General features: G+C 51.2%; 23 protein-coding genes and 3 tRNA genes. All 26 read right to left on the reverse strand.

Features of this window, described 5'->3' with window-relative positions:
- Positions 1-244: 244 nt before the first annotated feature.
- The 26 genes from K6V98_RS06550 to K6V98_RS06675 all read right to left on the reverse strand — a co-directional run bounded on the left by K6V98_RS06550 (position 245) and on the right by K6V98_RS06675 (position 21980).
- On the reverse strand, positions 245-1654 hold the full coding sequence (locus tag K6V98_RS06550; RefSeq protein ID WP_222199719.1) for a Sapep family Mn(2+)-dependent dipeptidase: 1410 nt from the start codon (positions 1652-1654) through the stop codon (positions 245-247).
- Positions 1655-1764: 110 nt separating this feature from the next.
- Positions 1765-2301 carry an adenine phosphoribosyltransferase gene (locus K6V98_RS06555; protein ID WP_222199720.1) on the reverse strand — a complete coding sequence of 179 codons (537 nt, stop codon included), beginning with the start codon at positions 2299-2301 and terminating at the stop codon, positions 1765-1767.
- Between the two features lie 12 nt (positions 2302-2313).
- Positions 2314-3267 carry a transcriptional regulator FtsR gene (gene ftsR, locus K6V98_RS06560; RefSeq protein WP_371734536.1) on the reverse strand — a complete coding sequence of 318 codons (954 nt, stop codon included), beginning with the start codon at positions 3265-3267 and terminating at the stop codon, positions 2314-2316.
- A 1-nt stretch (position 3268) separates the two neighbouring features.
- The gene (locus K6V98_RS06565; RefSeq protein ID WP_222199722.1) at positions 3269-3706 is read right to left on the reverse strand and encodes an FHA domain-containing protein; all 438 of its coding nucleotides are present in this window, start codon (positions 3704-3706) and stop codon (positions 3269-3271) included.
- A gap of 31 nt (positions 3707-3737) precedes the next feature.
- A complete protein-coding gene (locus K6V98_RS06570) occupies positions 3738-4457 on the reverse strand; it encodes a CDP-alcohol phosphatidyltransferase family protein (RefSeq protein ID WP_222199723.1) in 720 nt (239 codons plus the stop codon).
- A 252-nt stretch (positions 4458-4709) separates the two neighbouring features.
- Positions 4710-4786: transfer RNA gene (locus K6V98_RS06575), tRNA-Pro, on the reverse strand.
- 87 nt (positions 4787-4873) lie between these two features.
- Positions 4874-6094: a bifunctional phosphopantothenoylcysteine decarboxylase/phosphopantothenate--cysteine ligase CoaBC gene (gene coaBC / locus K6V98_RS06580; RefSeq protein WP_222199724.1), complete on the reverse strand. Its 1221-nt coding sequence runs from the start codon at positions 6092-6094 to the stop codon at positions 4874-4876.
- On the reverse strand, positions 6091-6807 hold the full coding sequence (locus K6V98_RS06585) for a zinc ribbon domain-containing protein (protein ID WP_222199725.1): 717 nt from the start codon (positions 6805-6807) through the stop codon (positions 6091-6093). The genes coaBC and K6V98_RS06585 overlap by 4 nt, the downstream gene beginning before the upstream one ends.
- Complete coding sequence (locus K6V98_RS06590) at positions 6804-7613, reverse strand: Nif3-like dinuclear metal center hexameric protein (RefSeq protein ID WP_222199726.1); 810 nt, start codon at positions 7611-7613, stop codon at positions 6804-6806. The genes K6V98_RS06585 and K6V98_RS06590 overlap by 4 nt, the downstream gene beginning before the upstream one ends.
- Entirely contained in the window at positions 7610-8770 is a 1161-nt protein-coding gene (locus K6V98_RS06595) for a cysteine desulfurase family protein (RefSeq protein ID WP_222199727.1), read from the reverse strand. The genes K6V98_RS06590 and K6V98_RS06595 overlap by 4 nt, the downstream gene beginning before the upstream one ends.
- The gene (gene rpe / locus K6V98_RS06600; protein ID WP_222199728.1) at positions 8767-9450 is read right to left on the reverse strand and encodes a ribulose-phosphate 3-epimerase; all 684 of its coding nucleotides are present in this window, start codon (positions 9448-9450) and stop codon (positions 8767-8769) included. Before rpe ends, K6V98_RS06595 begins: the two co-directional genes overlap by 4 nt.
- 11 nt (positions 9451-9461) lie before the next feature.
- Complete coding sequence (locus K6V98_RS06605) at positions 9462-10469, reverse strand: NAD(P)H-dependent glycerol-3-phosphate dehydrogenase (protein ID WP_222199729.1); 1008 nt, start codon at positions 10467-10469, stop codon at positions 9462-9464.
- Complete coding sequence (plsY, locus tag K6V98_RS06610; RefSeq protein ID WP_222199730.1) at positions 10466-11128, reverse strand: glycerol-3-phosphate 1-O-acyltransferase PlsY; 663 nt, start codon at positions 11126-11128, stop codon at positions 10466-10468. Before plsY ends, K6V98_RS06605 begins: the two co-directional genes overlap by 4 nt.
- A 4-nt stretch (positions 11129-11132) precedes the next feature.
- Positions 11133-12479 carry a ribosome biogenesis GTPase Der gene (gene der, locus K6V98_RS06615; protein WP_222199731.1) on the reverse strand — a complete coding sequence of 449 codons (1347 nt, stop codon included), beginning with the start codon at positions 12477-12479 and terminating at the stop codon, positions 11133-11135.
- Between the two features lie 24 nt (positions 12480-12503).
- Positions 12504-13931, reverse strand: a complete 1428-nt coding sequence (locus K6V98_RS06620) for a DUF512 domain-containing protein (RefSeq protein WP_222199732.1) — start codon at positions 13929-13931, stop codon at positions 12504-12506.
- Positions 13912-14814, reverse strand: coding sequence for a 4-hydroxy-3-methylbut-2-enyl diphosphate reductase (locus K6V98_RS06625; RefSeq protein WP_222199733.1), 903 nt, complete (start codon positions 14812-14814; stop codon positions 13912-13914). Before K6V98_RS06625 ends, K6V98_RS06620 begins: the two co-directional genes overlap by 20 nt.
- Positions 14815-14817: 3 nt before the next feature.
- Positions 14818-15549 carry a lysophospholipid acyltransferase family protein gene (locus tag K6V98_RS06630; RefSeq protein WP_222199734.1) on the reverse strand — a complete coding sequence of 244 codons (732 nt, stop codon included), beginning with the start codon at positions 15547-15549 and terminating at the stop codon, positions 14818-14820.
- Positions 15546-16223, reverse strand: a complete 678-nt coding sequence (gene cmk, locus K6V98_RS06635; RefSeq protein ID WP_222199735.1) for a (d)CMP kinase — start codon at positions 16221-16223, stop codon at positions 15546-15548. Before cmk ends, K6V98_RS06630 begins: the two co-directional genes overlap by 4 nt.
- On the reverse strand, positions 16220-17008 hold the full coding sequence (locus K6V98_RS06640) for a pseudouridine synthase (RefSeq protein WP_306792808.1): 789 nt from the start codon (positions 17006-17008) through the stop codon (positions 16220-16222). The genes cmk and K6V98_RS06640 overlap by 4 nt, the downstream gene beginning before the upstream one ends.
- The gene (gene scpB / locus K6V98_RS06645; RefSeq protein WP_222199736.1) at positions 17001-17774 is read right to left on the reverse strand and encodes an SMC-Scp complex subunit ScpB; all 774 of its coding nucleotides are present in this window, start codon (positions 17772-17774) and stop codon (positions 17001-17003) included. The genes K6V98_RS06640 and scpB overlap by 8 nt, the downstream gene beginning before the upstream one ends.
- Before the next feature lie 4 nt (positions 17775-17778).
- A complete protein-coding gene (locus K6V98_RS06650; RefSeq protein ID WP_222199737.1) occupies positions 17779-18561 on the reverse strand; it encodes a segregation and condensation protein A in 783 nt (260 codons plus the stop codon).
- 42 nt (positions 18562-18603) lie between these two features.
- Positions 18604-19296, reverse strand: coding sequence for a site-2 protease family protein (locus K6V98_RS06655; RefSeq protein ID WP_306792809.1), 693 nt, complete (start codon positions 19294-19296; stop codon positions 18604-18606).
- An 8-nt stretch (positions 19297-19304) separates the two neighbouring features.
- Positions 19305-19607, reverse strand: a complete 303-nt coding sequence (locus K6V98_RS06660) for a hypothetical protein (RefSeq protein WP_222199738.1) — start codon at positions 19605-19607, stop codon at positions 19305-19307.
- Positions 19594-21585 (reverse strand): ABC transporter ATP-binding protein, encoded by a 1992-nt coding sequence (locus K6V98_RS06665; protein WP_222199824.1) that lies wholly within the window; start codon positions 21583-21585, stop codon positions 19594-19596. The genes K6V98_RS06660 and K6V98_RS06665 overlap by 14 nt, the downstream gene beginning before the upstream one ends.
- Positions 21586-21642: 57 nt before the next feature.
- A tRNA-Val gene (locus K6V98_RS06670) sits at positions 21643-21717 on the reverse strand.
- A 190-nt stretch (positions 21718-21907) separates the two neighbouring features.
- Positions 21908-21980: transfer RNA gene (locus tag K6V98_RS06675), tRNA-Ile, on the reverse strand.
- Positions 21981-22111 lie beyond the last annotated feature (131 nt).

Consider the following 22111-nt stretch of genomic DNA (forward strand, 5'->3'; position numbering starts at 1 on the left):
TGGACATGTGCTCATCCTCGTAAAGCCTTCGTGCAAACGATGGGCGCGTTGTTCTACCGCGTTGTATGACAAGCCCGAGCCGACCTCGAGATACATCAAGATCGGCTCGGGTGTGCTTTTACATTTGCTCAAATCTGCATGCAATCTATTGCAGCAGCCTCATTGAGGATAAGAGACCGTAAGAGCACGTGAGATGGACCAGCAGGTGTCTCACTGAGACCAATTCACCTACGTATGCAATCCCCTACTCATACGAGATTTCCATGAGCTCCTTAATTGCCAAGATGTAAATCTTCAGCGCGCACTTTAAGAGATCTTCAGAGATACCCTCATCATCTCCGTGCATAGGGCCTACCCATTCGGGGTCTTTCCGCCAGGGCATCTCAGGTCCAAAGGCTGCGGCATTTTTAAACTCACGAGCATAGGTGCCACCACCGATGGTAAAGGGCTTCCGGTCTTCCCCTGTTACCTCGTTGTATACACGAATCAGACGCTGAATCTCCTCGCCGTTTGGATCAATATGGAACGGCTCAGTGTCATTATCAGTGGCGTAGCTCGCTCCGTAGCGCTCAGCAACACCACCTAAGATCTCTTCAAATCCCGCACGAGACATAGAGGTTGGGTAGCGTGAGTCAACGGATTGGTGCAGCTTTCCAGCTTCGAGCCACGCCATACCACCAATGATCGTTAAGGGTCCAAAGAGATCATCTGACGTGGCAACACCCACACCGGCCCCAGACCAATCATCAATCAATGCCTTTTGCAAATCTAAAAAGCGCCGCTCATCGGAACTCACCAGATTATGCTCAAGTAAGTAGTCCACGATCAAGCCGATCGCATTGATCGTGCCATCAGGAAGGCTGGCATGCCCTCCTTTTCCCTTGGCAGAAATCCGCACACGGTCATCTCCTACGGCTTCAAAACTCATACGCTCAGCCGCTGGAAGCTCATCAAGATCTGCGGCAATGACAATGCTCGCGTCAGTAGGAATGGCATTGAAGGCCTCCCCTGCCTTCCACTCAAGGATACGACCATCGTGAATCTCAGCTGAGGTAAAGACGCCTTGGTAGATGCCTTTTTCGCCATAGCAGACCGGGAACTCCGCATCGGGCGTGAACAAAAACGTTGGCTCCTCAAAATGCTCATGATAATATTCAACATCTCGAAGCGTTGTTTCCTCATTGGAACCTAGAATCATTCGCATGGTATAGGGGAAAGACACGCCCTGTTCATGCCAATAGCGCATGGCGTAGAGTCCAATAACAAAGGGCCCCTTATCGTCCAAGGTACCCCGGCCAATGAGATAGCCTTCACGGCGGAGCATACTATGAGGATCGCGCGACCAACCCGGACCGCACGGAACGGTATCGAGGTGTGCGATCTGGCAGATCTTTTTAGAATCATCGCGACCAGGATAGTCTGCCGTGCCGATATAACCCTCATGGTTTTCTGCATGCATGCCAAGGCGTGAGCAGAGATCCAGGCCTGCATCGAGTGCTTTTTTAGGACCAGGACCAAACGGCATGCCTTCTGCAGCATGCTCAAGATCTTCCTGGCTCGGAATTGCTACGAGCGTGCCAATTTCTTTGACAATCTCTTCCCATTTCGCATCAATCCATGCATCAATAGTGCTGGATTCAGTTGGATCAGGCATAGGTAATCCTTTCTCGATGAAGTTTCCTACTACAAACAGAATATACAAGCAATGAAGGTTTTGATGCAAAATTCCGCGAACGTACTAGGACAAACGGAGAACGGATAACCTTAGTGAACGGTGATGAGGCTATAGAGTTCTTGGTTGCCTGCCTGGGCAAGAGCTTCGCGGGGATTCAAAAAAGCAAGCTCGAGAATACACGCATACCCAACCAGCTGAGCGCCCAAATCTTGAATAAGCTTTCCGGTGGCCGCAGCCGTGCCGCCGGTGGCAATAAGATCATCTACGATGAGCACACGATCGTTGGAGCAAACCGCATCGGCGTGAATCTCTAAAGAGTCAGTTCCATATTCAAGCTCATAGCCGATAGATCGCGTTTTTCTGGGGAGCTTGCCGGGCTTTCGGACAGGAATAAAGCCAGCACCAAGCTCATAGGCAACAGGCGCGCCTGTCATAAAACCACGAGCCTCAGGACCTACGACCTTGGTGATTCCAGCGCCTTGAAAATGCTCAGCAATGTCTGACACCAAGGCATGAAAGCCTTTTGGATCAGCAAATAAAGGGGTAATGTCCTTAAAAACAACGCCTGGTTCTGGATAATCAGGGATATCAACGACCAGAGAAGAAAAATCAAACGTATCGCTCATGTATAGAACCTTTCAGCGGCGGCGACGGGAAGGGACGCTCCGCTTCGTGGTGGTCTTCGTAGCGTTCTTGCTCGAGCCAATTCCTAAGGTATCAGCTGTTTTAGTCTCAGCCACACGATCAGCATGGGGGCTCTGCTGTAGCGTATGAGAAGTGTCAGTCGTTTGCGTATCCGCCTTGGTCTCGCGCGCGTTCTGATCACGCTTGGTATCTATGGGTGTTGCATGCGGCACGATCTCATCTTCTGCATCGTCAATCTCGGCATTGAGGGTTTCAAACACTCGATTTCGAATGAGCGCCGTGCGCACACCGTCCGTGAGATCGTGAAGCTTATTGAAGGCTCGATCAAGCTTAGCGGCGCGCTCCGTATCGGAGGTATCCATGCCGAGCATACCGATGAGCACCTGCTCAAACATGGTTGACTCACGATTCGCAGCAGAAACATACTGACGCAAGTTTCTGGGCTCAATATGAAAGCGCGAAAGCTCAGAGGCATAGCGGATAATCGTAAAATCGCGGCCGTCAACAAGCTCACGATTTTGCGGGCTCTTAATGATTCGAATGAGATCGTTCTCAGCTAACGAGCGCAAGAAGGCAATCTCTACTCCTAATAAATCAGGAAGATCTTCAATCGGATGTAGTTTTTGCTTCGTTTCTTTCGGCTCAGTTTTTAAGGGAGCATCAGAAAGCAAACCAACCTCAAAGGCAAGCTGGGAAAGGTCAGGAGCTCGATCCAGACGATCCTTAATGACGTTTAGGGGCATATAGCGGGTCTTTTGCAGATGCAAAATGACCTCGAGCCGATCAACATCTTCTTTGGAATACTGACGATAGCCCTTAGGAGTGCGATGCGGAGTAATCAGACCTTCATCTTCTAAGAATCGAATCTTTGAGTTAGAAAGATCCGGATAGGCTCCTCGAAGGAGGTTAACAACCTGGCCAATGCTGAGATAGCTGCGATCCGCCACCCTATTCACCCGTCTCGATGACTGTCGGCGTCCGCTCATGATAAATGAGGGTAAAGGTGCCAATCTGTACAGAAGAGCCGTCATGCAGCGGTGCTGAAGCAACAATCGCTCCGTCAACCCAGGTGCCGTTGAGCGAACCTAGGTCTTCAATCACCATACCCTGAGGTGTGGGAATAATCTTGGCATGTGAGCGCGACACGGTCATATCATTTAAAAAGATACCGTTTGCAGGGTCGCGACCCAGTGTTGTCTCCTTTGAACCATCAAGCTCAAAGACGTTACCAGTTTGTGGACCTTTGATAATCGAAAGAACCGGGGATGTGATGGCTACGCTCTTAAACAAGTCTGGAGCGGTTGCATCGTCCAAAGGAATCCTGAAGACACGGGTGGAATCCGCTGCGCCCTCTGGTTCGTGCATGGTATTCACGGCATCTGACATGAAAGCTCCTCTACGTGATGTCGAACGCCATCTATTCTACCCCATGATTATCAGCATCGACGATCTCGGGATTGAGGTAGTCTTCCTCACCATCAGGATCATCAATGGCGCGACGTGCAGCGCGATAGCCGCGCACGGTATAGACAATCGCCGTAATGAGCGAGCATGGTATGCCAAGATAGACAAAAAAGATACCAAGAGGAGCAGCCTGGCCATTGAGGCCAGGAAACGGGGACCCCGCAGCAAAGGCAGAAAAGCCCTCTACGACCGGTATTCCTAAGAGCATTAACGTAAAACCGGCCATAAAAAGAGCGGTTGCAGCTTTTCCAGTGAGCACCACATCAATCGGGCGTTTATGGAAATGACGAACGATGGCATTTCCTAAGGCAAGGTAGACATCACGCCCAATGATGACGGCGCAGACCCAGACAGGCAACTCTCCTCGCATGACAAGGCCTAACACACCAGTGAACAAAAGTGCGCGATCAACAATGGGATCCATGGCCTTGCCGAGCCAACTCACCGTATTGGTCATGCGTGCAATCTGACCATCAAGCCAGTCTGTAGAAGCGGCAACAGCATAGATAATGAGGGCTGTTTGCCGATCAAGATCGTTGGTAAACAAATAGAGGAAAACAAAGGTAAGAATGAGTCGAATAAACGTAATGAGATTGGAGATCGTGAAGATGCGGTTAGAAGGATAATCGGAGGTGCCGATGAGCTCCCGCTTGATCTTCTTTCTTAGACTCACGTCTCTCCCCTATCAGCCAGTATGCACACCGCCTGATTTTACCCATATCACGAACTTCTGACGCAGATCGCTTGAGACTCAAGAAAACCTCGTCGCATCGTGGACGCTCACGCTCCTGTGAGCATGCGTGCCAGGATAGTCGCGTTCCTTGGCACCTGCTAATCACGATCGAGCCATACTGAGACCTCGTGCACAAGAAGCTCCAAAGCTCAAAGCAAAAACCCGGGTCTTCTGACCCGGGTTTAACTCTCATGGTCGGGACGACTGGATTCGAACCAGCGACCCCTTGACCCCCAGTCAAGTGCGCTACCAAGCTGCGCCACGTCCCGTTACCGCTTTGTTGCGGCGGGATATACTCTACTCAAGATTGCTACTCAGCGCAAGACAGAAAATGTAAAACCCAAAAGCAGCCCGTCCTATCCACGATCATTGTGTGCAGCCTTTGATCGGAGAGCTGAGGCTCTCGTTATTATTTCATCGGCTGCCTGGCGCTTAGTCATGAGGGGGAGCTCTTCTGAGCCGCAGGCACTGATCCAATGGATGACGGTGGTATCTGAGCCAAATCCCGAATCGGGGCGTGAGACATCGTTTGCCACAATAGCATCGCAGCCTTTGCGGATAAGCTTTGCACGTGCATGCTCGAGGAGATGATCAGTTTCTGCAGCAAAACCGATGACGATACGATTCTCTTTTTGAGCTGACATTTTAGCCAGAATATCAGTCGTCTCTACAAGCTCAATGCACTCAAGTGGTGCCTGATTTTTTTTGAGCTTATGGTTGGCCACCGTAGACGGACGATAATCCGCCACTGCAGCTGCGCAGATGAGCATTGTTGCAGATGCAAATAATGATTCAACTGCCTCATACATCTCCTGAGCAGTTTCTACCTCGATAAGCTCAACGCCTGATGGTGGGGTGCGAGAGCTCGGAGCATAGACGAGACTCACCTGAGCTGCAGCATCACGGCAGGCTTCTGCCAAAGCAAAGCCAAAGGCACCAGACGAACGATTTCCTATAAATCGAACGGGATCGATGGGTTCGCGCGTTCCTCCTGCCGTAATGAGGACGTGCTCGCCAGATAGAATCTCAGATCTGTTCAAGACGGCCAAGGTCTTAGATACAATATCTTCAACGGCAGCAAGATGACCTCGTCCGGTGTCTCCACAAGCCAAAAGTCCAACTGAGGGTTCAATAACGGTCACGCCACGACGTTTTAGCGACGCTATATTGGCCTGCGTTGCCGCTGCATCCCACATGGCCGTATTCATCGCTGGAGCGACAACAATCGGTGCGCGTGCGGCCAACAAGGTGGTGCTCACCAGATCATCGGCGATGCCATGCACCATTTTTGCAATGATATTTGCCGTTGCCGGAGCTACCAGGATAAGATCAGCTTCTTGAGCAAGGGAAATATGGTGGATAGGGTCTTGAGGATCAGCAAATAAGCCAACGGCCACTGGCTCATTTGTAAGCGCTCGAAAAGTGACCGGACTGACAAACTGAGTAGCGCTCTCAGTCATAGCCACCTTTACTCGAAACCCGCGTCGCATGAGGTCACGCACAATCTCGCAGGCCTTATACGCAGCGATACAGCCCGTGACGCATATGAGTACCGTCTGATCAGTGTGCGACCTCATGACTGAGGCTCCTGGAGACAAACGAGCAAACGACGGCAATATGGGCACTGGCTGACCTCGCCTGCTCGTTGAACATCGGCAAGCGAGGCAGCAGAAAGTGCCGTTCTACAAATGGAAGGGGTATTTTTCTCTAAGTATTCAACACCCAGCCCCGAGAACTGCTGAACTGCCCGCTCATACTGAGCAAGAGCAGCTTCGTCGAGGGTGGAAGCACGTGCTTGACGTTCATTTTGAGCCTGGTGAATTGCCTCCTTAAGTGCCCCAGCAGATTCGCGAGCGGCGGCGGCACCCGTTTTAATTGCAGCCTCCAAGCTCGCAATCTGCTGAGCGAGCTTGCGTTCGCGTTCTTGAGCGCGCATAAGTGCTTCCTCGTGTGAATGGCTCTCAAAATCGATACGATCGAGCTGTTTTGCCAAGGTGGCAAGTCGTATTTCTAAATCCTGAATGTCTCGATGATCAAGGGTGGGAGCCTGTGCTTGTGCGCGTGTTACTGCAGCCTCAGTATTTTTACGCTCTTGTGCTAGGTCTGAAAGATCAGTCTCTATGTCTTTACGCTCAGCAATACGCTTGAGTGCATCTGAGCGAAGCTTCGCAAGCGCGCGGCGGCGAAGCGCCAATTCATGAAGCTCCGGAAGATCAGCAAGGCGTTTTGAATCGCGCGAGATAGCAAGATCGAGCTCTTGTAAGTCGAGGTAGGTTTGACCAATACTCATGAGCGGTATCCTTCTTGTTGAGTCCACCATTGTTTGGTGTGGAGATCAATACGTTGCGTACTCACACCCGGAGCAATCTCAGCAGCTGTCTTTTGTAAAAGCCCAACGAACGGCTCCTCAGAACGATCATGGCCTACTAATATGAGTGCAGAGCCCCGAGCAGCAAGATCTTGACACACATGATAGCCAGCCTCGCCCGTAATAATAACCTCAGCCTCTGCACGCAAGGCCGCCTCTCCAAATGAGCCGAGCGATCCCCCAAGAACCGCTATGCGTGAAAGCGAGCGATCAGGGTCTCCCCATACGCGCGGCGTCGTACGTAAGGCACGGCCTGTATGTTCTGCAAGAACGCGTAGGTTCATAGCTTGAGGGGCATCACAGATGAAGCCTAAACCAGGCAGATCAGAATCTTCCGGATGCTCTAAGGAAGCTCGTGCCTGCAGTCCAAGGTGTCTCGCGAGCCACTCGCGTGCCATGAGTGAGCGATCCAGATTTGTATGCATCGAGATGATCGATACACCCATCTCAATTGCCTTATACACCGTTGCCGCTGAGCTTGGAATACGTTTCCCGGGCGGACAAATACGTACCGGCGGATCAAGAAAGGCAGGATGGTGAGTGAGTAAGACATTTGCGCCAACCTGAGCCGCATATGCTACGGTAGAAGGCGTTGCATCTAAGGCGCAACAGATTGATTGAACGGCATCGTCGGGAGAACCCACCGAAAGACCAACACGATCCCACAGCTCGGCGTCTGTTGCTGGAAAACAGGTGAAGAGTTCCTGTTCAAGCTCAAAAACCTTCATCGTTCACCTACTAACTCGAGCAGGGCTTCAGAAAAGCGGATCAAATCTGATTCACATACCCGATCATCAAAGGAGATGCGCAACGACCCCAAGGCCTCTTGCTCAGGAACACCCATTGCGAGAAGCACATGGCTTGCACTGAGAGAGGCGCTCGAGCAAGCAGAGGCAGCAGACACAGCAAAGCCCCGAGCATCAAGCTGCAAGATCAGCTCTTCTGACTCAAAGCCATCGACCGTAATCGCCACAATGCCCGCCAAGCGCTCAATAGCATCGATATCGCCGACTGTTGCATGAATGCGATCGGAAACAAAAAGTCGCTCGTAGAGTTCACGGGAAAGCTTCATGAGACGTTGATAGTCATCCGATACGTGAGCAGCTACTGCGCGAGCAGCAGCGGCAAGCGAGATAATTGAGCGAAGATCCTGGGTTCCGGGGCGAAGTCCACGCTCCTGCCCTCCCCCTTTGAGCAAAGGCTTTATGGGAGTGCGCGCCCGAAGATACAAAACTCCTGAGCTTACCGGTCCACCAATCTTGTGACCGCAGACTGATGCTGCATCTATCCCCAACTCATTCACATCAAAAGGAGCATGCAGCCAGCCTTGAATGGCATCACAGAAAAAGAGTGATCCTGCCCGATGAGCCAGCTTGGTAAGTTCTGCGATTGGTTGAATAACGCCCGTTTCATTGTTGGCAAACATCACAGCAGTAACGGCAACATCGGTATCGAGAAGCGCTTCGAGATCTTCTGGATAGATCTGGCCATTTCTGTGTGGACGGATATGATCAACCACGAATCCATCAGCCTTGAGCGCACCAAGGTTATCTAAAACAGCATCATGCTCAATGGCAGATACGATCAGGCGATTCCGCCGAGGGTCTTGCTCGCGAGCACCACGGGCAAGCCCCATAAGCCCAAGGGCAACCGCCTCTGTTCCGCCACCGGTAAAAACTAACTCAGAAGGACGAACCTCGGTACCAAAGGTAGGAACAAGGTCTCGCCGAGCCGCTTCGAGTGCGGCAGCAGCTTGTCGCCCCAAGGAGTGCAATGAGTTTGGATTTGCCCCAGCAAGCGGTGATGCATCGAAGGCCTGTTCTGCTGCGCGCGCCTCTTCGCGCAAAGGGGTTGAAGCGGCATAGTCGAGGTTTACAACGCTCATGCTTGGATATGACCTGCCTTTACTGCATTTCCAAGGCTTCTCATTCGCTCAATTTCTGCTGCAGGATCTGTTGCTCCAAAGATAGCAGAGCCAGCAACAATAACATCAGCCCCTGCAGCTACGACCTCTTCAATATTGTTAGCTGAGATGCCACCGTCAACCTCAATCAAAGGAGCTGCTCCGGCTTGTTCTGCAAGGCGTTTTACGGCCTTAATTTTTGCAAGGGCACCAGGGATAAATCGCTGACCGCCAAAGCCAGGATTGACGCTCATAACCAGTACCATATCAAGATCGGAAATAATTGACTCAAGCACATGGGCAGGAGTGGCCGGGTTGAGAACTACTCCCGCACGTACACCGTGCTCATGGATGAAGGAAATCGTGCGATGGAGGTGGGTTGAAGCCTCCCAGTGCACGGTGATCATATCGGCACCAGCCTCAACAAACCACTCAACCATATGATCAGGATCGCTTACCATCATATGTACATCGAGCGGGAGATCGGTGTTTCTCTTCACGGCTCGCAAGATATCCGGGCCAAACGTGAGGTTACCGGTAAAATGCCCATCCATCACATCGAAATGAATGAGATCAGCCTGTGATACATACTCTAAATCCCTGCCAAGCCAAGCCATGTCTGCGGACAGGATTGAAGGGGCGATCTGAACCGATGAGCTCATGTGCACGACTCCTATTCGTTGATGCCGTAAAACTCTGACGTGGGAAAGCGATCTGTTAAATGCTCTAAGGATTCTGCAATAGAGCCTCCATGCCACAGGATGTGGTCAAGAGCAAACGTGAGCGGAGCATCGACGTCTAGTGAGCGCGCGAGCTCGGCTATGCTCATTGCCGCTGCAGCGCCTTCAACAACCATATGGCGGCGCTCTTGGTACGCTTCCAAGCTAACGCCCTGGGCAAAGGCCACGCCAAACATACGATTACGAGAATGCTCAGATGTACAGGTGGCTACCAAGTCTCCCATGCCGGCAAGCCCCATACAGGTCATGGGATCTCCGCCTCGAGCATGAACCAAACGGCTAATCTCTGCGAGTCCGCGTGTCATGATTAAGGCCAAGGTATTGTCTCCAAGGCCGGAGCCAGCAGCAATACCGCAGATAATTGCCATGATGTTTTTTGCAGCTCCGCACATCTCAACACCGGTGATGTCATCACTCACATACACGCGAAAAGCTGGTGAGATGAGTACATCTTTAAAAAAGGCCGCAACATGCGGATCCTCTGCTGCAATCACCGCTGCCGAGAGCGCGCCTTGGCAAACCTCTTCTGCGTGGTTCGGCCCAGAAAGTGCCCCGATGCGCTCTGGATGGCCAATCTCTTCTCCGATGACCTCGGTCATGAGAAGGCCGGTATGAGGCTCTATGCCTTTCGTAAGACAGAGAACCGGTGTGTCAGGTGCAATATCGTGCCGGGCGGCTTTGGCAACTGAGCGCAAGTGCATTGAAGGAACCGCAAAGATAATCCCATCTGCTCCCTTAAGTGCCCAGACAATATCTGATGAGGCAATAACGTTTTCGGGCAGGGTATAGTCCGTGAGATAGCCCGGATTAACATGGTTTGTATTAATGCCAGCTGCACACGACTCTTCGTGAGCCCAAACACGAACCTCTGAGGCTTCTTGCGCTGCAAGGCCTGCAACAGCAGTTCCCCAGGATCCAGCGCCAATTAATGCAATTCTCATTGAGTTTCACCTCGCCTATTCTGGGCGCTGCCACGTCGCTTAAAAGAAAGTGCAGGCTCATCTCCTGAAAGCAGCCGGGATATATTGGCACGATGTGCCCAAACGACCAAGAGCCCCATACAGCTCCAGATAATCAGAGCCGTGGCAGGCATGCTGGGTAAAAAGATATAAAACGTGATCGGAATCGCAGCTGCGGTGGCAATGGATCCGACAGAGACGCGATGACTGATCAAAACCAGCACGAAAAAGATACCGAGATGGATGAGGGCAAGTGGCCAATACAGGCCAAATAAGACCCCTACACCGGTAGCAATACCTTTACCTCCATGAAAACGAAGATAGGGCGTGAAGATATGACCCAAAAGACAGGCAAGGCCAACAAAGGCAAGCGCCAGGTCAGCTCCATGAGCCAGAACATGTGATGCAACTAGGATGCAAAATGTGCCCTTTAAGGCATCGAGCAGAAGCGTGCCTAAAGCTACAGCAGGCCCTGCTACACGCAGTGCATTGGTCGTTCCAATATTGCCTGAGCCTACACGGCGAAGATCTGCATTGCCGGTGAGACGGGCAAGAATGAGTCCAAAGGGTATACCACAAATCAAATAAGAGCCGAGAATCAGACCTGCAACGATGGCAAGGTCTGGAGTTACAACCAACATAGGATCAGCCCTCCTTTGACCGCTGTTCGTTTTTCTTTCTGAAGTGCAACCGAATCGGGGTCCCTGCTAAATCAAACTGCTCACGAAGGCGATTTTCGACATAGCGCCGAAAACTATCGGTCGCAAGGTCGGGATGATTGACAAAAAATGAGAAGGTTGGCGGCTTGGTTGCAACCTGAGTTGCATAGTGCATGCGCAACCGGCGCTTACCATCAATGACCGTATGGCCAAACTCGCGCAAACTCGTTACAAATCGATTGAGCGTTGAGGTAGAGATACGCATCGTGCGTGCACGCTCAGCCGCATCAATGAGTGGCCAAATCTTTTCAATTGAGCGACCCGTGAGTGCAGAAATGCGCAAGAGCTGAGCCCACGGAGCCAAGGTGAGGCGGCGCTTAACTGTATCAATTACCTGGTCACGAGCTCGATCATCTTCAAGTAAGTCCCATTTATTCAGCAAGATAATGAGGGCGCAGCCACGCTCGATAGCAAGATTTGCAACCTTTTGATCTTGCTCAGTCATACCAATTGAAGAATCAACGACCAAAAGGGCAATATCTGACCGGTCAATCGCGCGAAGACCGCGAACCTGCGAATAGTATTCAATATCTTCTACTGCCGTGCTCTTCTTTCTGATACCAGCAGTATCTACCAAGCGATAGGTTCTGCCATCGCGCTCAAGTATCGTATCAATGGCATCGCGCGTGGTGCCAGCAATATCTGAAACAATCGAGCGCTCAGATCCTAGAATCTTGTTGAAAAGGGAGGACTTACCCGCATTTGGTCTGCCAATAATAGCAATAGAAACAAGGTCATCGCTCGATTCAGTTTCCGGATCTGGTTCAGATCGTTCTGGAAGCGCAGCTACCAATTCATCGAGTAAATCTCCGGTTCCATGCCCGTGTAAAGCAGAAATGGGATGAGGCTCCCCTACTCCGAGTGAATAAAACTCCCAGAGCACCTCTTGCTCACGAGCAGGGTTATCAAGTTTGTTAACGACCAAAAACAGTGGAACTGAGGCTCGTTTTAACATCCGGGCTACGGATTCATCCTCTTCTGTAGCACCTGTTTTGCCATCAACAATAAACAGGATGGCATCAGCTTCAAGAGCTGCAGCAAGTGCTTGATCACGAATCGGGCCAGAAAACGCATCATCACTTTTGAGAGGCTCAATGCCGCCGGTATCGACCAGATCAAACTCGATACCATTCCAATCAGCCTGGTGATAGGTTCTATCTCGGGTTACCCCACGGCTCTCATGAACAATGGCCTCGCCGGTTTGGGCAATTCGATTAACCAGGGTGGATTTGCCAACATTTGGCCGGCCCACAATGGCGACAATGGGTCTCATATGCGCGCTCCCAAATACATACCGTTAGTGATCAAGGCCAAGCGCTTCTTCTAGATCAGAAAGGAGCTCGGCCGGAGTGGTTGGTGCAATGCGAGGACGTGCCCCGCGCTCCTTCAGGGCTTGAAGAAGCTTATCTCGATCATACCCGTCAAGGGTCAAGCCCTGTGCGTTGAAGATAATGCTGGGCAGAATGAGCATAACACCACTAAGATTGCGATCGAGCTGCGCCAGAATATCCTCGGCGCAGATAAGTCCAGTCACATTGACATTGCCACCAAAATAGAGATTCTTAATTGCTAAGACGCGGCCTTGCAGCAAAGGAGATTCCACCAGAGCAGCTACGGTTGATACAGCTGCCTCTCCAGAGAGCACCATAAGTGAACATCCGGCTGCTTCAAGTGCTCGCCGAATCGCCATGAAGCGCTCAGGATGTGTTTTGATGAGCTCGTCTGTTTCATCCATAAAGGATCGAATCATTCCGATCCCATCGTAAAATTGCGGATAGCCATCATAGTGATCTGCTGGCGGAGGATCGAGCTTTGCGGCAACGTAAAACTCATCGGAGAGCTGAAAGGTATGACGACCAAAACGCTCATATGCGCGAGCTTGATACGGTTCTACCTGAGCGATCACTCGCCGAGCTGCGCTTGGATCATCCGAGTATGAACTGGTAAAACGACGTTGGTGTTTGGTAAAGCCGAGAGGAACGATACCTAAGCTAGTGATCTCAGGATGGCGCTCGCAAAAAGCAAGTGTTTTCTCAAGCTCTTCTCCATCGTTGATACCGGGGCACAAAACAATCTGGCCATGGATCTCAATACCAGCATTCATCAGCTCTTCTAATACTTCGATGCCACGATGCGCATGCTTTCCAATCAGACGGCGACGAACATCTTCAGAAATTGCATGGATGGATACATTCATAGGTGAGAGATGCTTTTCTATAACCTCTGCAACATCGGTATCATCCATATTGGTCAGGGTGACAAAATTGCCCTGTAAAAAAGACAAGCGATAATCGTCATCACGAATGCTGAGACTTTTGCGACTCTCTTTTGGCAGCATGGCCATAAAGCAGAACAGGCAGGCATTTACGCAGGTGCGCATCCCATCAAAGATGGCATCCTCAAAGGTAAGACCCCAATCTTCGCCCACAAAACGAGTCAGCGTACAAGACTCAAGCGCTCCGTCGGAAGGATCAAAGACAACTAGGTCAACCTCATCGCCATCGGCTTCCCAAAGCCATACGATCATGTCGGTCAAACGTTTTCCAGCAACGCTTACAATCGCCATACCGGGGCAAATGCCAGCATCATCAGCTGGAGAATCTGGCCTGACTGCACTGACGCGCGCACCAAGAAACACCGAGTAATCCTGAGCTGATCGATGAGCTGCCCCATAATCAGCAAGTGCTCGGGCATAGTCAGGAATTTCAGGATCGGCCTTGGCCATGCCCGCGCTCCCAAACACACTGTGCGGATGGCAAAAGCTCTAAGAGGTACGCTAGGACTTCTTCAATATGAGAGGCAGGAGTTGAAGCTCCAGCACTTATGCCAATGTGCGTGGCATGCTCTACCCATGAAGGCAAAATTTCGTGCGCTTCTTCAATATGGTAGGTCTTCTCACACCGCGAGGAACAAAGCTCAGCTAACCGACGAGTATTGCCGGAATTACGGCCACCAATGACGATCATGACATCTGAGCGCTTGGCGAGTTCGAGTGCCGAGGCTTGGCGATCTTGCGTTGCTCGACAAATGGTATTGATAACCTTGAGTTCTTCCACCTGGCCGATGATTTGAGCCGTAACTGCAGCGAGGAGATCTTCGGTCTGAGTTGTTTGCACCACGATACCAATGCGATTTGATAAGCGCAGATCATCTAGGTCTTTTACATCTGCAATCACGTGAGCATGAGAGCCAGCATGTCCCAAAATGCCTTCAACCTCAGGATGTCCCGGCTCCCCTACCACGAGCACCTGATATCCCTCATCTACAAGCTTTCGTGCAGCTCGGTGCACCTTAGAAACATACGGACATGTTGCATCAACAAGATCAATGCCTCGATCCTCTGCTATTTTGATCGTATCAGGGCGCACCCCATGGGCACGTATCACGAGCGTTCCGCCTTCTAAGGCAGTGGGGATCTCGGAGGTCTCACTCACTCCAGCGAGCCTCAGATCTTTAACAACCCGAGGGTTATGGATCAAAGGCCCAAGTGTTTTTACCGGCTGATCTGCCTTTAGAGCTGTTTTATGAGCGAGATGCAAGGCGCGCTCAACGCCATAGCAAACACCTGCATGGCGGGCAACCTCTATGACCCGATTGCATGTGTCCACAGCTTATTTCCTTCCCGGATGATCTGAGCGAAGATTGTCACGCAAAGCGCGTACACGCCTCATGCCCTCAACACCAAGCCAGTCCAGGCGATCACGGCGACGCAGATCAGACGGGGCATCCTGCAACGAAAGCGGTGTGCCTACGCGCATCCAGCACCGACGAGGGCGAGGAAACCGTGATCCGATCGGCGTAATATCTCGAAAACCACAAACAGCCATCGGGATGACAGCTACATCAGCCATCTGTGCTATGAGGGCAAAGCCTCCGTGATCGACAGCCTCACGCTCTGCTGCATCGGTGCGCAAGCGCGTGCCTTCAGGAAAAATCAAAATATCTTCCCCTCGCCCTAAGGCACGTGATGCACGACGAAGGGCTCTCATATCTGCATCCCCTCGCTTCACGGGAATGGTACCACCATGAGAAAAAACCCAACCGATTATGGGATGAGCAAAAAACTCTGATTTGCCTATCGCGCGTACCGGGCGTCCAGAAACAACCAAATGAGCCATGATGACTGCAACCTCAGCCATAGAAGTGTGGTTACAGATAATGATGGCACCCTTATCTGATGTGCGACGAAGGAGCGTCTGTTGGGGATCATCAATACTCCAACGCCAATAGATCTTTGTGGCAAGCCAAACAATACCTAAGGCCAGCAGCAATAAAACTTTATTGAGAAGAGAAAACTCCTTGAGTGGCCGATCATAGATCGACTGCTTTGTATCGTTATTCATTGAGATCTCCGCCCGGAGATGAGCTCGCCAATCATGTGTACCAGCTCATCGATACTTTTAGAGCTTGAGTCAATCCGTATTGCATCTTCTGCCGGTTGCATATTTTGAGCATCTGCCGCATCGCGGGCTTCAAGCGCTTGCTGCGTTTGCACAAGGTCTCGATCATGCCTTGCTTGATCGATCTGCTCATGTTGCTTCGCTTCACGTTGTGCAAGCCTTCGAACAGCTCGAATATGTGGATCTGCATCGAGGTACACCTTAAGCTCTGCCTGAGGAAAAACGACCGTGCCAATATCGCGACCTTCTGCCACAACATTGCGGCCTTCTGCAAATCTTCGCTGGGCAGGCAAGAGTGCTTGTCGCACGCCAGGAAGGATGGCAACACATGACACTGCCCGATCAACTTCAGGCGTGCGAATTGCCTCAGAAACATCTTGCCCATCTGCTGTAATACGTGTTTCTTCACCGGTACCATCAAAAATCAAGGTAAGTGCTTGTGCACGCGCTTCAATTGCTGCCGGATCATGAAGGTCAATCCCTTCACGCAAGCAGGTATATGCAAGAGCACGATAGAGGGCTCCCGTATCGAGCTTTTCAAACCCAAAGGCGTGAGCAAGCTCTCGAGCCAAGGTAGACTTACCTGAGCCAGCAGGGCCATCGATTGCAATGATCATGCACCGGCTCCTTTCTCAATACATATCAAATCGAGTTCTTCGCGAGTCAGCATCCGCCACGAGCCAGGTCGTAAATCTCCCAAGCCAAGACATCCCACATATGAGCGATGGAGTGCTAAAACAGGATGGCCGATTCGAGCGAGCATACGCTTCACCTGGTTTTTTCTACCCTCGTGGATTTTTATTTCAACGAGCGTAGACGCTTCTTGCTCAAAGTATTTCTCTACATGGCAGCATGCCGGGGCACAGCGCCCATCGTCGAGAAGGATGCCTTCGCGCAAAGGATCGAGCTCTTCATCCTGAACCAAGCCATCAACGATGGCTTCATATGTCTTCCAAACGTAGTGCTTTGGATGCAAGATTGCCTGAGCAAAATCTCCATCGGTGCTAAAGAGCAGAAGGCCTGTCGTATCTTTATCAAGACGACCAACCGGAAAAAGACCCGGGTACTGATCGCGTGGTACCAAAGAGGCCACACACGGTCTATCTTGAGGGTCTTTCATAGTGGTGAGAAATCCGCTCGGCTTATTGAGCATCAGATAGGCTGCTTCAGCTGCCGCCTCAATAACCACACCATCAACTGTTACCACATCTTTTGTAGAGTCAACCTTAGTTCCCAGCTCACGAACTACCTGACCGTTTACGCTAACGCGACCAGCAGTCATCAAATCTTCTGAACCGCGCCGACTTGCAACTCCAGAGCGAGCTAAAAAGCGCTGAAGACGCATAGGAACGAGGCGCTCTTGAGACGCTGAGCTTAAAGATTTGCTCGCGGGCTCACTCATCTTGTGCGCCCGTCTCAGACGCAGGTGCATGACGAGTATCATCAGCCACGTGCATCTCGCCGTCTGAATTTAGTGAGCTTGATTTCGTCTCAAGCTGCTCGGATACATCCTCCTGGGTAATTTCTTCCATGAGCTCGCGCTCTTCTTGGAGCTCAACTTCCGTCTCTTCAAGCGTTGACTGTATCGAGCGACCAGAAAGTCGCTCACGTATGAATTGACGAGCCTCTTCATCAGGGGCGAACTGCTCAAGATCGGGCAGCTCAGCGATGCTTCTGAGTCCAAAGGTTTCAAGAAAGGCATTGGTGGTTCCGTAAATGATGGCACCGCCGCGCTGTGTATCGCGGCCAATCTCGCGAATCAGACCCTTCTCAGCAAGGGAGGAAATCACCCCATCGGAGTTCACACCACGAATGCCTTTCACCATCTCACGAGTAACGGGTTGGTGATAGGCAATCACCGCGAGCGCCTCTAAGGCTGCTTGAGAAAGGCGTTGAGTGTCCCAAGATAAAATGAACGACTCCACTAAGTCATGATGAGCAGGGTGAGTAAAGAGCCTCCACCCTCCTGCCACTTCACGAAGTTGAATCCCTCGATTTGCCTCTTCATATTCAACCTTAAGCTCAGCTAACAGCGAGGAGACCTCACCAGGAGGCATATCCAAGGCTGCAGCAAGTGAGGTAGCGCTGACTGGATCCCCCGATACTAAAAGCAATGATTCAAGGGCTGAGCGTGCTGAATTTGGATCAATAGGAGCTAAGCTCGACATACAATCAAGACTCCTCAAGAGCGGCAGGCGTCGTGCCTTCTACGCGATCGATACGAATAGTGCCAAAGTTCTCATCCTGGGCAAGCACGATGGATCCGCGCTTTGCAAGCTCCAATATGGCTAAGAAGGTTGCAACCACCTGTTCAGTTGGAGCACCGTCATCAATGAGCTCACGAAACGTCGTCTGTTTTCGCGTGAAAGTAATGCGGTCAATTGAAGCGACCGTCAGTTCCAAAGGAATGCGGCTTGGAGCAACGTGCTCGGCCTCCAACAGCAAGCGCTGCCTTCTTCCATCAATATCAGCACAGATCACAGCTAGACCGCGTAAGGTAACGCCAGCAAGGTAATCAGGCATCAGATTTAAGAATTCAGGATCAGGCCCTGCCAGACGGGGATGCTGTTTGCGCTCAGCTTCCATACGAGCGCCCAGAGCTGCTGCTGCAGATCGAAACTGTCGATACGCAATGAGTCGTTGAATGAGCACTTCACGCATGCTCTCAGCATCGAGGCCAGAGAATTCATCCTCATCGTCTTCGAGATCTTGCGTCTCTAAAAGATCGTCAGGAACTAAGCTTGCGGCCTTAATATCGAGCAAGGTAGCAGCTACCAACAAAAAGTCACTTGCAATATCTAAATCAAGCGACTCGAGCTGGTCTACCTCAGCTAAATACTGATCAGCTATTTCGCTGACCGAGATTGATCCGATATCAACTTTTTGCTTGGATACAAGCTGTAACAGGAGGTCAAACGGGCCAGACCACGCCTGCGTTGCAACGCGATAACTCATCTGCCTCCCTACTCCGCTCGCATGAAACCTGAACGCTTCAGTCTATCGTATCCCGAGCATGGTTGCCCCATGCAAGATGAACTCAGCTAAGGGATACACCGTATGGTCGAAATAGATTCCTATGAGATCAATATGGAGCACAGAAGGCACAAGATATAAGAGAGCGATAAGGATTGGCATGGAATAGCGCTGGATCGTATACCACTGCGGCAAGGCAGACTCAGGCAAGAGCGGAGTGATGATGGATGAGCCATCAAGCGGAGGCAATGGAATGAGATTAAAAAACGCCAACGAAAGATTGATAACGACTGAAGAAATGCAAAAGCCCACCATCCAATTCAGGACGGCAATGCTGACATGCTCGCTTCCTGCCAAGACAGTACCCAAAAGGCCGGCAAATACCAGCGAGAGGAGGATGTTAGAAGCAGGGCCTGCAAGAGCTACCAGTACTTCATCACGCTTGGGGTGTTTGAGATTGGCGAGATATATTGGCACCGGCTTTGCAAAAGCAAAAATAGGGCCTCCAGCCGCAAGCAGCAAGAGCGGAAGCAAAACGGTGCCAAAAGGATCAATATGATTGAGCGGATTGAGCGATATGCGTCCCTTTTTCTGAGCAGTCGCATCACCTAAAAGATGAGCGGCAAGGGCGTGAGCGCTCTCGTGCACCACAATGCCTATGATGAGGGCTAAGGCCTGCGATAGCAGGCGAGCAATGCCCGGCACAAAGCTGTCCAAAATAACTCCTAACGATGGCGCAGTTCAAATGAGATCCGCGTACAGATAAAGTCGAAAACAAAAAGAACCACAACGAGCAGAGCAAAGTCAAAGCGAAAAATGCCACCAAGCGGCGTTGGAATGACGCCGTAGCCAGCAATGATTTGAGGCAAGGCGCGAGAAAGCTCAATAGCGACCCCAACGAGGCCAAGACGTCCAGGAAGACCAGTTACGCAGAGCAGAACCGTCAGACACGCGAGACCAATGGCTACAAGACGGGCAGCCCAGCCAAGCATGGCAAGTGCAATTGATGCTGCTCTACGCCCCTCCACGAGCCAACTCCTCCTCAAGATAGCTACTCAGCTCAAGCCACTCTTCTTCGAGTGCTTGAAGCTCACGCTTACAGTCAGTGTACTCGGTCAGCGTCTCATTAAAACGATCCTGATCTGCGTAGAGGTCTTCGTCTGCCATAAGCTCCATGAGCTTATCGTGTTGCGCCTGCACCTGAGCTAAGCGCTCCTCAACAACCTTAAGGCGGCTTCGCTCTGCCTTGAGGCGGGAAGCAAGCGCACGTTTTTGTTCTGCTTCTGCTCGCCTCTGCTCGCGGGTTCGTTTTGCTTGTTGAGGCTTTCCTGTACGAACCGCCTCTTGAAGATGGAGGCTTTCTTTTTCAGCCTGGGCGCGGGCGAGCAGCTCTTCTCGCTTAAACAGATAGTAATCGTAGTTACCATCATAGACGCGCACGGTATGGTCTCGAATATCTACTACGCGCGTTGCAACGGAGCGCACCAGATGCTCGTCATGGCTGATAAGCACAATCGTTCCAGGAAACCGTGTCAGCGCCCGCTCAAGCATATCAACCGAGTCAATATCGAGATGGTTTGTTGGCTCGTCAAGACAGAGTAACGCTTCGGGAGCAACGAGCATTTTTGCCAATGCAAGACGTGCTCGCTCTCCACCTGAGAGAACTCGTACGGGCTTCTCAATATCGTCTCCGCTGAACAAGAAGGCACCCAGCAAACGACGCTGTTCAGGAACTGTCCAGCTAGGCGCTACGGTATCAATCTCTTGCAAAACCGTATTGGACTCCTGCATGCCCTCGAGCTGATGCTGAGCATAGTAGGCAGAGCTCACATTCAGACCCAACTCGCGCATACCCGAGCTGGGAGTTTCTCGCCCAAGCAGCAAGCGCATGAGGGTAGATTTGCCCGCGCCATTTGGACCTACTAACGCCACCTTGTCTCCCCGATAGAGGGTAAGATCAACTCCTTGATAGACGAGACGGTCCTCAAAGGATTTAGAGACTCCTTCAAGCTTTACAACCATATCTCCTGACCGTGGTGGATCAGGAAATGAGAAGTCCATCTTTTTGTGACCCTCGGGCAGGATAACAAGTTCTTGTTTAATCTTTTCAATTTTATGGAGTCGCTCCTGAGCCTGAGCAGCTTTTTTAGGTTTATAGCGAAACTTATCTACAAATACCTGCATATGCGCAATTTGCCGTTCTTGAGCAGCGCGCTTTGCACGCATCTGCTCAAGATTGTCTTCACGTTGCTGTAAATAGCTTGAATAATTTCCGGTGTAGACTGTAATTCGCCGATTCTCTAAGGCCGCGACATGATCTGCGCACGAATCCATAAAAGCGCGGTCATGAGAAACAAGCAAGACCGCACCCTCGTACTCTTGAATGAAGCCCCGAAGCCATTGGACACTTTCAAGATCGAGGTGGTTGGTAGGCTCATCGAGCAATAAAAGATCAGGATGGCGCAAGAAGAGCTTCGCCAAGGCTATGCGCATTTGCCAGCCGCCAGAGAACTCCGAGCACGGCTTTGCAAAATCATCAACAGCAAAACCTAAGCCAGCGAGAATTTGGCGCGATTTACTCTCAAGCTCATAGCCACCAAGCTGCTCAAAGCGATCTTGAACTGTTCCGTATTCGGCAAGCAGCGCAAGACCTGCTGGCTCTGTTGCAGCATCTCCCAACTCAGATATACGGTGCTCGAGTTCAGAGGCTCGCTCCCCTAAGGCTTTGATTTCGGTAGCTGCACTCATCACTTCTTCGATAATAGGCGTGGCATCAGCCAGACTCGTTTCTTGCTCGAGATAGCCCACGGTAACGTCTTTTGCAAGAATAATCTCTCCGGCATCAGGAGCTTCTTTTCCCATAATGATCTTTAGAAGGGTAGTTTTACCAGCACCGTTGGGGCCTACCAACGCATAGCGATCGCCTTTATTGATCTGAAGTGAGGCACTCGTAAAGAGGCGACGCTCTCCAAAGCTCTTCTCGATCTTATCAGCCACGAGGATCATACGATCCATGCCCTTCATGAAAAAAGGACCCGCGACTGCGGGTCCTTGTTCGAACAATGGTGGGCGTTACAAGATTTGAACTTGTGACCCCATCCGTGTGAAGGATGTGCTCTACCCCTGAGCCAAACGCCCGATCGCCTTTCGGCGTAGTCGATACTAACACAAGAGATAAGACTCGAGCAATGAAAAACCCAATCAAGCGGTATGTATAAAGCGTGATGCTTACCGCTTGTATAACCAAAGCCAGAACATACAAAGCTTAAAGTTTGAGTGGAAAGCGGCGGATCTCAAACAAGTGAGACCCGCCATTGAGCGTATCGGGTGGGCCCAGCAGGATTCGAACCTGCAACCCAGGGATTATGAGTCCCCTGCGCTAACCGTTGCGCCATGAGCCCGATAGAAAAACAGCCTCTGGAGTTCCAGAGGCTGTAAGATCACTTGGGTGGAACCAGAGGGGAAGCAATCAAACTCGACGGCTTCCCCTTTATCAAAAGGGTTTTCCGTCGCCCCGTCCAGCACCTCCATA

Source organism: Collinsella ureilytica (assembly GCF_019795105.1).
Taxonomy (GTDB): domain Bacteria; phylum Actinomycetota; class Coriobacteriia; order Coriobacteriales; family Coriobacteriaceae; genus Collinsella; species Collinsella ureilytica.

What these genes read in the sequence shown, in the direction of transcription:
- K6V98_RS06550 (WP_222199719.1), bottom strand. Translation starts at nt 1,654, where the DNA reads ATGCCTGATCCAACTGAATCCAGCACTATTGATGCATGGATTGATGCG.
- K6V98_RS06555 (WP_222199720.1), bottom strand. Translation starts at nt 2,301, where the DNA reads ATGAGCGATACGTTTGATTTTTCTTCTCTGGTCGTTGATATCCCTGAT.
- K6V98_RS06565 (WP_222199722.1), bottom strand. Translation starts at nt 3,706, where the DNA reads ATGTCAGATGCCGTGAATACCATGCACGAACCAGAGGGCGCAGCGGAT.
- coaBC (WP_222199724.1), bottom strand. Translation starts at nt 6,094, where the DNA reads ATGAGGTCGCACACTGATCAGACGGTACTCATATGCGTCACGGGCTGT.
- K6V98_RS06585 (WP_222199725.1), bottom strand. Translation starts at nt 6,807, where the DNA reads ATGAGTATTGGTCAAACCTACCTCGACTTACAAGAGCTCGATCTTGCT.
- K6V98_RS06590 (WP_222199726.1), bottom strand. Translation starts at nt 7,613, where the DNA reads ATGAAGGTTTTTGAGCTTGAACAGGAACTCTTCACCTGTTTTCCAGCA.
- K6V98_RS06595 (WP_222199727.1), bottom strand. Translation starts at nt 8,770, where the DNA reads ATGAGCGTTGTAAACCTCGACTATGCCGCTTCAACCCCTTTGCGCGAA.
- rpe (WP_222199728.1), bottom strand. Translation starts at nt 9,450, where the DNA reads ATGAGCTCATCGGTTCAGATCGCCCCTTCAATCCTGTCCGCAGACATG.
- K6V98_RS06605 (WP_222199729.1), bottom strand. Translation starts at nt 10,469, where the DNA reads ATGAGAATTGCATTAATTGGCGCTGGATCCTGGGGAACTGCTGTTGCA.
- plsY (WP_222199730.1), bottom strand. Translation starts at nt 11,128, where the DNA reads ATGTTGGTTGTAACTCCAGACCTTGCCATCGTTGCAGGTCTGATTCTC.
- der (WP_222199731.1), bottom strand. Translation starts at nt 12,479, where the DNA reads ATGAGACCCATTGTCGCCATTGTGGGCCGGCCAAATGTTGGCAAATCC.
- K6V98_RS06620 (WP_222199732.1), bottom strand. Translation starts at nt 13,931, where the DNA reads ATGGCCAAGGCCGATCCTGAAATTCCTGACTATGCCCGAGCACTTGCT.
- K6V98_RS06630 (WP_222199734.1), bottom strand. Translation starts at nt 15,549, where the DNA reads ATGAATAACGATACAAAGCAGTCGATCTATGATCGGCCACTCAAGGAG.
- cmk (WP_222199735.1), bottom strand. Translation starts at nt 16,223, where the DNA reads ATGATCATTGCAATCGATGGCCCTGCTGGCTCAGGTAAGTCTACCTTG.
- K6V98_RS06640 (WP_306792808.1), bottom strand. Translation starts at nt 17,008, where the DNA reads ATGAGTGAGCCCGCGAGCAAATCTTTAAGCTCAGCGTCTCAAGAGCGC.
- scpB (WP_222199736.1), bottom strand. Translation starts at nt 17,774, where the DNA reads ATGTCGAGCTTAGCTCCTATTGATCCAAATTCAGCACGCTCAGCCCTT.
- K6V98_RS06650 (WP_222199737.1), bottom strand. Translation starts at nt 18,561, where the DNA reads ATGAGTTATCGCGTTGCAACGCAGGCGTGGTCTGGCCCGTTTGACCTC.
- K6V98_RS06665 (WP_222199824.1), bottom strand. Translation starts at nt 21,585, where the DNA reads ATGATCCTCGTGGCTGATAAGATCGAGAAGAGCTTTGGAGAGCGTCGC.